Annotated in this window: 10 protein-coding genes and 3 pseudogenes; 9 read left to right on the top strand and 4 right to left on the bottom strand. The window is 63.3% G+C overall.

All coding sequences use genetic code 11. From position 1 onward, the window contains the following. Positions 1 to 66: 66 nt before the first annotated feature. Positions 67 to 243: pseudogene (locus tag ABNX41_RS15710) on the top strand (integrase core domain-containing protein); the annotation flags it as partial. On the opposite strand, the gene ABNX41_RS15705 reads toward ABNX41_RS15710, so the two are convergent. Both ABNX41_RS15705 and ABNX41_RS15700 read right to left on the bottom strand, forming a co-directional pair. Beyond that, the gene (locus ABNX41_RS15705) at positions 161 to 889 is read right to left on the bottom strand and encodes a plasmid recombination protein (protein WP_438670674.1); all 729 of its coding nucleotides are present in this window, start codon (positions 887 to 889) and stop codon (positions 161 to 163) included. The pseudogene ABNX41_RS15710 and the gene ABNX41_RS15705 overlap by 83 nt on opposite strands. Positions 890 to 1,153: 264 nt before the next feature. Beyond that, complete coding sequence (locus tag ABNX41_RS15700; RefSeq protein WP_438670673.1) at positions 1,154 to 1,978, bottom strand: GntR family transcriptional regulator; 825 nt, start codon at positions 1,976 to 1,978, stop codon at positions 1,154 to 1,156. Positions 1,979 to 2,122: 144 nt separating this feature from the next. Between ABNX41_RS15700 and ABNX41_RS15695 the strand changes: the two genes are divergently transcribed. The 7 genes from ABNX41_RS15695 to ABNX41_RS15665 all read left to right on the top strand — a co-directional run bounded on the left by ABNX41_RS15695 (position 2,123) and on the right by ABNX41_RS15665 (position 10,996). Further along, on the top strand, positions 2,123 to 3,067 hold the full coding sequence (locus ABNX41_RS15695; protein ID WP_438670672.1) for an ABC transporter permease: 945 nt from the start codon (positions 2,123 to 2,125) through the stop codon (positions 3,065 to 3,067). Between the two features lies 1 nt (position 3,068). Continuing rightward, positions 3,069 to 3,962, top strand: coding sequence for an ABC transporter permease (locus ABNX41_RS15690; RefSeq protein ID WP_438670671.1), 894 nt, complete (start codon positions 3,069 to 3,071; stop codon positions 3,960 to 3,962). After that, positions 3,959 to 4,930, top strand: coding sequence for an ABC transporter ATP-binding protein (locus ABNX41_RS15685; protein WP_438670670.1), 972 nt, complete (start codon positions 3,959 to 3,961; stop codon positions 4,928 to 4,930). Before ABNX41_RS15690 ends, ABNX41_RS15685 begins: the two co-directional genes overlap by 4 nt. After that, positions 4,927 to 5,976 (top strand): ABC transporter ATP-binding protein, encoded by a 1,050-nt coding sequence (locus ABNX41_RS15680; protein ID WP_438670669.1) that lies wholly within the window; start codon positions 4,927 to 4,929, stop codon positions 5,974 to 5,976. The genes ABNX41_RS15685 and ABNX41_RS15680 overlap by 4 nt, the downstream gene beginning before the upstream one ends. Position 5,977: 1 nt before the next feature. Further along, positions 5,978 to 7,537, top strand: a complete 1,560-nt coding sequence (locus tag ABNX41_RS15675) for an ABC transporter substrate-binding protein (protein WP_438670668.1) — start codon at positions 5,978 to 5,980, stop codon at positions 7,535 to 7,537. Positions 7,538 to 7,677: 140 nt separating this feature from the next. Next, complete coding sequence (locus ABNX41_RS15670) at positions 7,678 to 8,955, top strand: MFS transporter (protein WP_438670667.1); 1,278 nt, start codon at positions 7,678 to 7,680, stop codon at positions 8,953 to 8,955. A gap of 34 nt (positions 8,956 to 8,989) precedes the next feature. Further along, positions 8,990 to 10,996, top strand: coding sequence for a CocE/NonD family hydrolase (locus ABNX41_RS15665; protein ID WP_438670666.1), 2,007 nt, complete (start codon positions 8,990 to 8,992; stop codon positions 10,994 to 10,996). A gap of 333 nt (positions 10,997 to 11,329) precedes the next feature. On the opposite strand, the gene ABNX41_RS15660 is transcribed toward ABNX41_RS15665, so the two are convergent. Beyond that, positions 11,330 to 11,497: a hypothetical protein gene (locus ABNX41_RS15660; RefSeq protein WP_438670665.1), complete on the bottom strand. Its 168-nt coding sequence runs from the start codon at positions 11,495 to 11,497 to the stop codon at positions 11,330 to 11,332. 137 nt (positions 11,498 to 11,634) lie between these two features. After that, a pseudogene (locus ABNX41_RS15655) lies at positions 11,635 to 12,483 on the bottom strand (IS5 family transposase). 77 nt (positions 12,484 to 12,560) lie between these two features. Here ABNX41_RS15655 and ABNX41_RS15650 point away from each other — a divergent pair. Then, positions 12,561 to 12,936, top strand: a pseudogene (locus ABNX41_RS15650) (IS5 family transposase); the annotation flags it as partial.

Here is a 12,936-nt window from a genome sequence, read left to right as displayed (position 1 = left end):
CATCCTTGCTCCTCTCAGGAAGCATGGACCACTTCACCGATACACAGATGATCGGACACTCTCCGTCGGTTCCGGGACGAAATGCTCAACGGCGAAGTCTTCCACACCCTGCGCGAGGCACAGATCCTGATCGAAAGGTGGCGACGGCACTACAACACCGTCAGGCCGCACAGCGCTCTGAATTACAGGCCACCAGCCCCAGAGGCCTTCGTGCAAATGGACCAGAGACCGACAATGCACTAACATTCAAACCGGAACAATCAGTGGGGGCACTCCAGGGGTTCATCGAGGCCTGAAGACGGATCTGCCTTCCCCGGTTCGCGGTGGTTCGCTCGCGCCAGACCGCCACCACGAAATGGATGTGATATGCTTCCTCGTCGGCATGGGCGCTGGCATAGCGAAGCTGACCATCGGGGAAATGCCGTTTCAGGAAAGCCATGGCCGCTTTCCTGAAACGTGCGACTTTCTTCGGATCCCAGCCATTATGGCCCGTTCCGCCGAACCATTCCTTGCTGACGGTCAGGATACCTTCGCGAAGAGGACCACCTTTGCTGCGTTGCCAGGGATCGACAAGACCGGCTGTCTCGACGGCCCTTGCTTCCTTCTTGCGGGATTTTGCCGTCAGGGCCCGAAGATGTTCGGTGAGATTGCTCTGGCTGGCCTCCCTGACCTCGGCCTGAATCACATCCTTCCATCTCGGACCTGCCAGCAATTCTTCATTGAGATCGGACAGAGCGCTATCAACATGGGAAAGATCGCCGCCCTGCCTTTTGTCGTGCATCCCGAACCGACCGAGATCATTGGGGTGAAGGCCCGTAAACCGTAGGACGATCAGATATTCCAATCCGGTGACAGGTTGAGCATTGTCAAATTGAGTATGGACGGACATGATGGGCCTCGCAGATCTCTGGTCCCTTCATGATCGGCGACAGACCCGAAAATCCCGGCACAGGTCGAACGGGGATTTAGACGGCTTCTCATCACGGATATTCCCTCCCGTCCCGGGCTAGAAATTACCGGACGCAATCAAGATTTCAAGCTTTCGTGACTGCGGCACGGCCGGATCGTGTGCCCGCGATCCGGGTGGCAGCCATTTTCCGTTGTCTTCCGAATTGGGTGCCGGTCCGATCCCCGGATGGGCAGGCCGATGCGGTCATTCGCCCCGACGCGCCATCCGATTGCCGCGCATCGGCTCCTCTGAAGAGCGCGCCGGGCCTGAAACCTGTCCCAGGGTTGCACGCATCGGAACCCGCCCGATGGTGGCCAGCAGCGTCGAGCGCGCGCCCTCGACATGCGCGCGCATCGCATCGCCTGCGGCAGCGGCGTCGCCTGCCGCAATCAGTCGGCTGATCTCGCAATGGTCTTTGTGATCCGGGGGGTAAAGCAGCTCTGACCGCCACTCCAGAAAGAAGAACCGTTCGTATTCCCGAATGATCTGAACCGAGCTGCGGTGCAGCCGGAAGTTCCCGGTTGCGATGGCAACCGCCTCATGGAAGGCGTTGTTCAGCAGCGCCTGTTCCTGCAGCAGTTTCAGGTCGGGATCAACGATCTTATCATAGGCGGCGGATGAGCGTTGGGCCAGCCCGTCCAGCCGCACCAGATCTTCGGGCGTAGCCCTTTGCGCGGCGATTTCGGCGCAAGTCCCCTCGATCATCACGCGGAAGTCGAAAACATCATTGATGTCGGCCACGTGCAGGGCCGTTACGACATAGCCGCGCCGCGGGATGGTTTCGACCAGCCCCTCGACCTGCAACCGCAACAGCGCCTCACGGATCGGCGTCTTGCTCATCTGCATGTCGGTCGACAGGTCGGATTCGGTGAAGGCCAGTCCGGGCGACATCTCGCAGGTCAGGATCCGCTGCCGGATGGTTTCATAAGCCTGCGTCGTCAGAGAAGGTGTTTTGCTCGGTTCGGCGATTCCTGTCCCGGCCATGTCGGGGCAGAAGGCTGCTGAAATTGCTCTGGCGCCAATAATCACGACACCCCCCTCATATAAGACCAAATTATAGGCAGTTCCGGTGCGAAACCCGTCAATTACCTGGGCCGAGTGTAGAAGCCTCTTCCCAAACTGCCAATATCCTTGGTGATATATTACAGGAAGTATCAAAGGAGGTCGCACGCCGTGGCAAGCTACCTGTTCAGACGCTTTATGCTGGGCATTCTGGTTCTGGCGATCGCCCTGCTGATCCTGTTCTGCCTCGTCTACGCGGTTCCTGGCGATCCTGCGACCATCGCGCTTGGGCCGCGTGCATCCGAAGCGCAGAAGGTCGCCTTCCGCGAACGCATGGGGCTGGACGATCCGCTGATCGTTCAGGCACTGAACTATCTGGGTCTGCTGCTGAGCGGCGACATGGGCGTCGATCTGATCAGCCAGCGCCCGGTTGCCGATCTGGTCCTGGCGGCGCTGCCGCGCACGGTGATGCTGGCTGTCGTGGGGCTGGGCTGGGCTGCGGTCATCGGCCTGCCGCTCGGCGTGATCTCGGCGCTGCGGCCGAACACTCTGATCGACCGGGCTGTCGGCGTGATCTCGACCAGTGTCGTTGCCCTGCCGGCCTTTCTGATGGCGATCTATGCGCTGATGCTGTTCTCGGTCACCCTGGGCTGGTTTCCCGCCATCGGTGCGGGCGAGCCGGGAGACTTCCTTGGCCAGGCGCGGCATCTGGTGCTGCCGGCGCTGGCGGTCGGCATCGCCTGGGTCGGCTATATCGCGCGGCTGGTGCGGGTTTCGATGCTGGAGGTTCTGGCCGAGAACCACGTCCGAACCTATCGCGCCTTCGGCGTCTCGGACATGAAGATCGCGCTGCGCTTCGCCCTTCCCATCGCGGTGGTGCCGGTGCTGTCGGTGATCGGTGTCGGCATGGGCAACCTTCTGTCCGGCGCCGTGCTGGTCGAGGTGGTCTTCGCCCGTCCGGGCCTTGGTGCCTTGGCCTATGACGCCGTGATCAGCCGGAACTTCCCCGTCCTCTTTGGTTCGGTGGTGGTGACGACCGGGCTTTATGTCACGGCGAACTTCCTTGCTGATGCCGCGATCGCCGTGCTCGATCCCCGCGTCGCAAAGGAGGGCTGACATGTCTGATACGGCGCTCTCCCGGCCTGCGGCCCTGCAACGCGCGCTGTCCCCCGTCATCGGCCATCTGCGGATGATCCTGCGTAACCCGGTGGGGGCGCTGTCGCTGGGCTTCATACTGTTTCTGGTGGTCCTTGCGATCTTCGCGCCCTGGATCGCCCCCTATGAGCCGAATGCCATCGCACCGCGCTTTCGGATGCAGGGCCCCGGTGGCGCCCATTGGCTTGGCACCGACCAACTGGGCCGCGACGTGCTCAGCCGGTTGATCTTCGGCACGCGCACGGCGCTGAAAGTGGCAATCACCGGCACCTTCGGCGCGCTTTCGGTCGGGCTGGTGCTGGGGCTGGCTTCGGCCCTGGGGCCGAAATGGCTCGACAGCCTTCTGGTGCTGATCAACGATTCGCTGAAGGCGTTGCCTTTGGTGCTGTTCGCGCTGGCGCTGGTGTCGATCTACGGGCCGTCGATGGCGATTCTGGTCGCCATCATCACCATCTCGATGGCGCCGGGTTATTTCCGCGTGGTGCGCAATCAGGCTTTCGTGCTGCGCAGTGCCGATTATGTGGTGGCGGCAAGAGCCATGGGGGCTTCGCGCCTGCGTATCGCGGTCAGCCATATGCTGCCCAACCTGATCGGCCCGCTTCTGGTGCTGATCGCTATGGATATCCCGGCAGTGATCGGTATCGAATCCGGGCTATCGTTTCTGGGCCAGGGTGTCCAGCCACCGGAATCAAGCTGGGGAACCATGCTGTCCGAGGGCTATGCCTATCTGCGTCAGGCGCCGCATATCGCCCTGACCGCCGGGCTGCCGATCATCCTGACCACCATCGCCTTTACCTTCTTTGGCGAGATCCTGCGGGACGCTCTGGATCCCCGCGCAAGCCGGAGGCGCAAATGACCGCTGTTCTGTCGCTGAGGGATGTCGGTATCCGCTACAGTCCAGACCCCCGCGCGCCGCTGGCCGTCCGTAATGTGACGCTTGATGTCCGGCAGGGCGAGACGCTCGGCCTGGTCGGTGAAAGCGGTTCGGGCAAGTCCAGCCTTGCCGCCGCCATGGCGGGCCTGCTGCCGCGTCAGGCAACGACGGTTGGACAGGTGCAGTTCGATGGGCAGGACATGGCGGCGATGGATGCGCGCGCGCAGCGCCGTCTGCGGGGGGCAAAGATCGCGACCATCGCGCAAGATCCTTTCACCTCGCTGAACCCGGTGGTGCGGATCGGCCGACAACTGGTCGAGTTCCAGCACTGGCGCACCGACCTGAACGCCACCGCACGCTGGCGGCGCGCGGTCGAGATGCTGGCCCGCGTCGGATTGTCGGATCCCGACATCCGCATGAAACAGTTTCCGCACCAACTGTCGGGCGGTATCCGTCAGCGCGTGGCGATCGCCGCTGCGCTGCTGGTCAACCCCCGCCTGTTGATCGCGGACGAACCCACGACCGCACTGGATGCGACGACCGAAGACCAGATCATCGAACTGATCCGCGCCGCGCGCGCACAGATCGAGGGCGCGGTGGTCTTCATCACCCATGACATGGGCGTTGTCCGTCGGCTGTGCGACAAGATGGCCGTGCTCTATGCGGGCGAACTGGTCGAGGCCGGACCGGTCGATCAGGTTTTCGCCGATCCGCGCCATCCCTATACCCGCGCGCTCTTGGCCTGCGATCCTGCGGGGATCGAGGAACCTAGCCGCAACCTGCCGACCATCCCCGGCGTCGTTCCACCCCCCGGTGCCCTGCCGCCGGGCTGCATCTTCGCGCCGCGCTGTCCTGCCGCCCGTGCCGTCTGCCAGACCGAAAAACCCCCGCGCCTGCCGGTCGCCCCCGGACGTGCGGCCGCCTGCCACCTGATCGAGGCAACGGCATGACCCTTGAAACCCCCGTCACAGCCGCAACTCCGCCTCAGACGGCGCTTCTGGAGATCAACGACCTTCAGGTCCGCTATCCTGCTGGATCCGCCCTCAGCCGTCTGGCCGGTGGCCCGCGCGAGGTGGTGGTGCTGCCCGGCACCAGCCTGCGCGTCGGACGGGGCGAAACCCTCGGCCTGATCGGTGAAAGCGGATCAGGCAAGACCACGTTGGGCCGTGCGGCAGTGGGGCTGACCCCGATCTCATCCGGCACCATCCGCATCGACCAAGATGCGGCCTCAATGTCGGGCGCGCGCATATGGGAACGGATGCGCCGGGGCGTCGGGTTGATGTTCCAGGATCCGGTGGCGGCATTGAACCCCCGGATGCGGCTTGGTCAGTCGGTCACAGAACCGCTGGTCATCCACAGCGCCCTGCAAGGCGACCGGCGATTAAAGGCAGTGGAGCTTTTGGCGCAGGTCGGCCTGACCGAGGGTTTTGCCGACCGATATCCGCACGAGGTTTCGGGTGGTCAGGCGCGACGGGCGACGGTGGCGCGAGCCTTGGCGATGAATCCCGCGCTTGTCATCGCCGACGAGCCGACCGCGGGGCTCGACCTCTCGGTTCAGGGTGAGTTGCTGAACCTGTTGAACGACCTGCAGGCCAGGCTGGGCATCAGCTTCCTGATGATCACACACAACCTTGCGGTGGCGCGGCATGTCACCGACCGTATCGCTATCATGTATCTTGGTCGGATCGTCGAATCCGGCCCCACGACCGAGCTTTTCGCTCGTCCCGCGCATCCCTATACCCGGGCGCTTCTGGGCGCACGCGACCGGTTCGGGCAGACACAGCCGCCGCTGAAGGGCGAGGTTCCCAGCCTGACCCGTCGGCCGCAAGGTTGCGAGTTTCACACCCGCTGTCCGCTTGCCACCGACCTCTGCCGTGTCGCCGCGCCCGAACAGCGCAGCCTGTCGCGTGGCCGCCTTGTGACTTGCCACCGCGCCGAAGACCTGCTGGCGGCGTCTCGAAATACAACAACGAACACCCCAATAGTGGAGCATTGACATGACCGGACTTCCCCTGAGCCGCCGCAGGCTCATGCAATTCCTTGGCGCGGCCGGCCTTTCGGTTCCCGCTGCGGGGTTTTTGTCGGGCGAGGCCTTCGCGCAGGAAGGCAAGGTTCTGAAGATCCGCAACGACGGCGATATCCGCCGCCTCGATCCTGCCACCCGCGGGGGCTGGTATGACGAGACGGTGATGTTCGCGATCTTCTCGGGCCTTGTCCGCTACAAGTCGGGCGACGAATGGGGCTGGGAACTGGACGCCGCCGAATCCATCGACGACAGCGATCCGCTGAATGTGAAATTCACCCTGCGCCCCGGCATCCAGTTCACCGGCGGCCATGGCGAGATGACGGCCGAGGACGTGAAATTCTCATACGAGCGCTTCCTCGATCCGGCAGTCGAGGCGGTCTATGGCTCGGACTGGGCCGCGCTCGACTCGATCGAGGTGACGGGCACCTACAGCGGCATCATCCACCTGAAACGTCCCTTTGCGCCGCTGTTCACCTCGACCCTGCCACATGCCTCGGGGCTGATCCTGTCGAAGGCGGCGATGGCGGCAAGCAGCAAGCCGGTGATCGACACCGATCCGCTGGCCTCCTCGGGCCCCTATCAACTGGCAGAATGGCGCCCGCGCGAGTTGATCCGGCTGGTGCGCAATCCCGGATGGGTCGGCCCGCAGCCCTATTTCGACGAAATCCGTCTGTTGCCGCTGACCGATCTGATCTCGGCTGAGACAGCATTCGATGCGGGCGATATCGATGTCACGCAGATTGCCGTGAACTCGATCCCGGTTCGCGATCCGGCGGCCGACAGCCTGATCGTGAAACCGGCGCTGGCCTACACCTGGCTGGGGATGAACATCGAGAACGAGGTGATGCAGGATCTGCGCATCCGTCGCGCAATCCAACATGCGATCAACACCCAGGAGGTCGTCGAAGGCACCTTCGGCGAGGCCGTCACCCCAGCGCATGGCCTGATCCCGCCGCCGCTTCTGGGCGCGCGCGAGGCGAACCTTTACGGCTATGACCCCGAGGCGGCAAAGGCGCTGCTGGCCGAGGCCGGGGTGCCTGCGCTGAGCCTGACCCTGACGTTCAACGGCGATCCCGACATGATGATCGCGGCGCAGGTGATTCAGGCGCAGCTGGCGGCCGTCGGCGTCACGCTGGAGATCCGGGCGATGGACGGCGCCACCCTGACCGCGCAGCAGCAGGACAATGAGGGCGGCAGCTACAAGGAAATCCAGCTGTTCTTCTCGACCTTTACCACGGCACCGGACCCCAGTTGGGTCACCGAATGGTTCACCTGCGCACAGGTCGGCGACTGGAATTTCCAGCGCACCTGTTTGGCCGAATGGGACGCCACGAATGCAGCGGCTGCCGAGAACAGCGACGAGGCGGCCCGCGCTGCGACCTATGTCGATCTGCAGAACCAGTTGGAGGAAACCGGGGCCTACGTCTTCCTGATGCATGGCGTGAACGCCTGGATCTCGAAGCCCGGCATCAAGGCCGCCTACAGCGCCGATGCGCAATGGGCGCTGCTGCGCGACTTCAGCGCAGTCTGAACGGCTCGCATGTCTGGCCGTGACGCACATGTCGTCCGGCCCGAACCGACCAGACGTGCCGGGCGCGCCGCTTGCGCCCGGCCGTGACTTCCGAATGCACAAACCGGCCAGCCTGACCCGCGCGCCGGCAGGAGATCGTCTTGTCCACCTCTGCCCCTGCCATGCACCGCTGGCGCCGCGCGTTCCGCGCGTTGAACGAACCAGCCTACCGACGCTATTTCCTTGCACAGGTGCCTCTGGTCGTGGGGACATGGGTTCACAGCATCGCGCTTGGCTGGCTGATGTGGCGGCTGAGCGCCTCGCCCGTCATGCTGGGCGTGCTTGCCCTGTGCGATCTGGGGCCGACCTTCCTGCTGGGGCCGCTGACCGGCACGCTGGTTGACCGGGTGGACCGGCGCAAGCTGCTGCTTGGCCTGATTTGCACCAACTTCGTGCTGATTTGCACGCTTGCCGTGCTGGCGATCACCGACAACATCACCGTCGCCGCCATGCTGATCCTGACCCCGGCCATCGGCATCATCGCCGCTTTTGAAAGCCCGACGCGGCAGGCGCTGGTGGCCGAACTGGTCCCGGCCGGGGATCTGCGCAATGCGCTGGCGCTGAATTCCCTGCTGTTCAACACCGCCCGGCTGATCGGTCCCGCCATCGGCGGTGTCGTCGCCGCCTGGGCCGGCGAGGGCTGGGCCTTCATCATCAAGGCGCTGGCCCTGCTGCCGGCGATCTATGTCGTGGCCACGATGAAGCTGCGCGCGCCCGAACCGCGCAGCCGTGGCCGCTTCCTCGACGACATGCGCAGCGGTCTGGCCTTCGCCCGCAGCCATGTCGAGGTTGCGCGCATCCTGATCCTTGTCGGGATCTGTTCGCTGACCTCTGTGCCTTATTTCTCGTTCCTGCCGGTTCTGGCCGACCAGATGCTGAAGGCCGATGCCAGCCTTGCCGGTCTGTTGATGAGCATCACCGGCATCGGTTCGATGACTGCCGGTCTGATGCTGACCTTTGCCGACCGGCTGAAGAGCATGCAGATCTGGCCGGTGTGGTCCGCTTTCCTGTTAGGGCTGGTTTTGATCGGCATGGGGCTTTCGACCAGCGTCGGGCTGACCGCCTTTCTCGCCCTTCCGATGGGCTTTGCGATCCTGTCGCAGAACCTGGCCTCGAACACCCTGCTGCAGCATTTCGCACCCCCCGGATATCGCGGCCGGGTCATGGCGCTCTACTCGATGATGATGCTGGGGACGGTGCCGATCGGCTCGCTGATCGCGGGGTGGCTGGCCGCCTGGATCGGTCTGTCCGCCGTCTTCGTGCTGGGGGGAACAATCTGTTCTGCCACGGCCCTGCTGGTCGCCTGGCATCGCCATCTCCACCCCGGACCGGATCTGTCCGGTGCCGATCCCCAAACCGCTTCGACGACACGGGCCTGACCGCCCCCTGCCGCAAGACTTTCTGAAAGGATGAATGATGCAGAACTATTCCGTCAGCGTTACCGGCGAGACCCCAGCTCCGTTTCAGCAGATCACCATCCCGCTTACCGATGGCACGATCCTGCACGCCCGCCTCTGGCTGCCCGAAAAACCCTTGGCGGCAAAGGTGCCGCTGGTGCTGGAATGGATCCCCTATCGGCAAAGCGACGGCACCGCGCTGGCCGACAGCATGATGCATGGCTATTTCGCCGAACAGGGTATTGCTGCGGCACGGGTCGACATCCGTGGCTCGGGCAATTCCGACGGGCTTTTGCATGATGAATATCTGAAACAGGAACAGGACGACGCCTGCGAGGTCATCGCCTGGTTCGCCAGACAGGAGTGGTGTAACGGCAACGTCGGGCTGATCGGCATTTCATGGGGCGGGTTCGCGGGCCTGCAGATCGCCGCCCGCCGCCCCCCGGCGCTGAAATGCATCATCACCGCCTGCTCGACCGACAACCGCTATACCGACGACGTGCATTACATGGGCGGTGCGATGCTGTCGGACGGCATGCAATGGGGCAGCGGCCTCTTTGCGCAGCTTGGTCGACCGCCCGACCCCAAACATGTGGGCGGGCGCTGGCGCGATCTTTGGCTGAACCGTCTGGAGGGGATCAAGGAGCCACCGCTGGCCACCTGGATGCAGCACACGACCTATGACGACTTCTGGAAGCACGGCTCGGTCTGCGAGAATTACGATGACATCCAGTGCGCGGTCTGGGCCGTGGGTGGCTGGGTAGATGGCTATACCGATCCGATCCTGCGGTTGATGGAAAACCTCTCGGTGCCGAAAAAGGCTCTGATCGGCCCTTGGACCCATATGTATCCGACGTGGGGTCAGCCCGGGCCACAGATCGGCTTCCTGCAAGAGGCGATGCGCTGGTGGCGTCACTGGCTGATGGACGAGGACACCGGCATCATGGACGAGCCGCAGCTGACCCTGTGGCTGGGCAAGGATCCCAAACCCGATACCCGCGCGCCCGAGATCGAGGGCCGTTGGATCGGCCTGCCCGCCTGGCCGCCCGCCGCGCCGGAACAGGTGCTCTACGCCGATGACCGCCGCCTTGCCGCCGCCCCCGGCCCGGTCGAGGACCGGATCGTGATCGACAGCCCGCTGTTTCTTGGCACCCAGGGGGGCGAATGGTGCCCGCTGGACGGCGGCGGCAACGGCCCGGAATTTGCCGGCGACGCGCGGCTTGATGACGGGCTGTCATTGTGTTTCGAGACCACGCCGTTGACCGCGCCCTTCCATCTGGTCGGCATTCCGGCCCTGACGATGCGGCTGGCCTTCGAGGGCGACCATGCGCTGATCGTCCTGCGCCTGAACGAGGTCTGGGAAGACGGGCTCTCGGGCCGCGTGACCTATGCGATACGCCGACTGGCCCGTCCCGCAGGCATCGCTGCGGGCGAGATGCACCAAGTCACCATCCCGATGAAGGGCGTGGCGCATGAGTTCGGCCCTGGCCGTCGGATCAGGCTGGCACTCTCGACCAGCTACTGGCCGCTAGTCTGGCCGGAACCGAAGCTGAATGCAATCACGCTGGAGCCCGGCTCGATGCGGTTCTCGCTGCCCGGAATGCCCCCCGAAGCAAGCCATGACCAACCGGAGTTCGGCCCGGCCATCCACGCCTGCCCGGTTCCCTCAAACGTTCTGGTTCCCGGCGCGATCAGCAGAACGATCCATCAGGATCTTGCCGGGGGCAAAGTCGAACTGATCTCGACCTCGCAACGTGCGATATGGGAGCTGGATGGTCAGGTCATGGGCGGCAACGGCGGCCACAGTTATTCGGTGATGCCGCATGACGGCGCCTCGGCGCGAGCCCGTTTTTTCTCGGTCCAGCACTATGCCCGCGATAACCTGAATTGGAAGGTGCGGCTTGAAACCAGCTCCGAGGTCTGGTGGGAAGACGGCAAGATGGTTCTGGCCTCGCAATACGAGGCCTTCGAGGGCGAGGACAAGGTATTCGCGCGGAACTGGCTGCACCGCATCGACTACTGACCTACCGGCTTGGGCGCCGCTTGCGCAGGAAAGGGGCGCCCATCCCGATGGATAATCCCAGACCAGGATCGTCGGCCTGCTGAACCGCGAGGGCGTTCCCGGTCCTCATGGTAGGGCGAAATGGAATACATTCCCCCTTCCACGACGATCCGAAGCGCGGCACCGGGATGCGGAACAAAGAACTCTATATCGGCTAGTTGATCTGGAACCGTCAGACCTTCCTGAAAGACCCGCAGACCGGCAAGCGTCAGGCCCGCTGCCGAAGCAGGCTTCACAGAGATCAACTGCTGCCAGCAATCGCTGCAGCACGAAAGCAGGAGAGATCAGGAGAGATCAGGAAAGCAGCCGCTTTAAAAAGAGCCTGCCGATCTCGGGGAAAACGGTCGGATTGTCTTCGCAAATGCCTTTGCCCTGGGTCATCATGTAGAGGATACAGGGATGCAGCGGCGCTTCGAACAGCGCGGCGCTTTCCTGCAACTCGGCGATCTCTCCCAGATACATCACCGCTATACTGGACGCTTCGATGGCTTTTGACGTTTCCCCCTCTGCCTAATCCGGTTTGAGTTAGGGTCAGGACCTATTGATTGTGGATCTTTAGCATGATTCAGGAGGTGCTAGGGTCAGGACTCGTTCTCGGGTCATAGCCAGAACATGACGATAGCGGCGAGGGCGATAGCGGACAGAAAGACCTTCGGTGACCGGTCGTAGCGGGTGGCAACCCTTCGCCAATCCTTCAGGCGCCCGAACATGATCTCGATCCTGTTGCGGCGTTTGTAGCGGCGCTTGTCGTGCCTGATGGGCTTGCCACGCGACTTCCGCCCAGGAATGCAGGGCTTTATCCCTTTGTCTTTCAACGCTTCCCTGAACCAGTCGGCATCATAACCCCGGTCTGCAAGCAGCCAGTCCGCCGAAGGCAGGCTGCTCAGGAGCGCAGCCGCTCCCGTGTAGTCGCCGACCTGACCTGCGGTCATGAGTTTGAGGGATCAGGAATTGGTCCGGGGGACCAATTCCCCCGAAAACGCGGATCGGGCGACCCTCGGCGTCGGTGACGGCGTGCAGCTTGGTGTTCATGCCGCCTTTCGTGCGGCCGATCAGACGGCCCCTTTGGTCGCCTGCCCCCCCTTTTTCGACCGCAGGCTGGTCGCCGTGCGATGGGCTTTCAGGTACTTGCGCAGGCTCACTCGAACGCATGGCGTTCGCCTGCTCACATCGATCATCACCGTCTTCGGAACAGCTGCTTCGGCAGCCAGACCGTCCATCATCCGAGCGAAGACGCCCTTGTCGCTCCATCGTTTCCAACGGTTGTAAAGGGTCTTGGGCGGGCCATACTCCTTGGGCGCATCGCACCACCGCAACCCATTGCGATTGATGAAGATTATGCCGCTCAGAACGCGACGATCATCGACGCGCGGCATGCCATGGCTCCTCGGAAAAAAGGGCTGGAGCCGGGCCATCTGCGCGTCTGTAAGCCAGAATAGATTGCTCATCAGAAGGGTCTCCTAGGGTCAGGACCCATTGATCTTCCGCTTTCGGCGTGATTCAGCCTCCGCAAGGAGACTGGTGGATGAGCAATCTATTCTGGCTTACAGACGCGCAGATGGCCCGGCTCCAGCCCTTTTTTCCGAGGAGCCATGGCATGCCGCGCGTCGATGATCGTCGCGTTCTGAGCGGCATAATCTTCATCAATCGCAATGGGTTGCGGTGGTGCGATGCGCCCAAGGAGTATGGCCCGCCCAAGACCCTTTACAACCGTTGGAAACGATGGAGCGACAAGGGCGTCTTCGCTCGGATGATGGACGGTCTGGCTGCCGAAGCGGCTGACGAGAAGACCATCATGATCGATGCGACTTACCTGAAAGCCCATCGCACGGCTTCAAGCCTGCGGGTAAAAAAGGGGGGCGCGGCAGGCTGATCGGGCGCACGAAGGGCGGGATGAACAC

This window comes from Pseudogemmobacter sonorensis (assembly GCF_042762395.1).
GTDB classification, from domain to species: Bacteria; Pseudomonadota; Alphaproteobacteria; order Rhodobacterales; family Rhodobacteraceae; genus Pseudogemmobacter; species Pseudogemmobacter sonorensis.
The sequence above is the reverse complement of the archived record's forward strand: the minus strand, read 5'-3'. Positions and strand labels throughout refer to the sequence as shown.

Coding starts and splice junctions, on each gene's coding strand:
- ABNX41_RS15705 (WP_438670674.1), bottom strand. CDS start 889: ATGTCCGTCCATACTCAATTTGACAATGCTCAACCTGTCACCGGATTG.
- ABNX41_RS15665 (WP_438670666.1), top strand. CDS start 8,990: ATGATGCAGAACTATTCCGTCAGCGTTACCGGCGAGACCCCAGCTCCG.
- ABNX41_RS15675 (WP_438670668.1), top strand. CDS start 5,978: ATGACCGGACTTCCCCTGAGCCGCCGCAGGCTCATGCAATTCCTTGGC.
- ABNX41_RS15690 (WP_438670671.1), top strand. CDS start 3,069: ATGTCTGATACGGCGCTCTCCCGGCCTGCGGCCCTGCAACGCGCGCTG.
- ABNX41_RS15680 (WP_438670669.1), top strand. CDS start 4,927: ATGACCCTTGAAACCCCCGTCACAGCCGCAACTCCGCCTCAGACGGCG.
- ABNX41_RS15660 (WP_438670665.1), bottom strand. CDS start 11,497: ATGTATCTGGGAGAGATCGCCGAGTTGCAGGAAAGCGCCGCGCTGTTC.
- ABNX41_RS15685 (WP_438670670.1), top strand. CDS start 3,959: ATGACCGCTGTTCTGTCGCTGAGGGATGTCGGTATCCGCTACAGTCCA.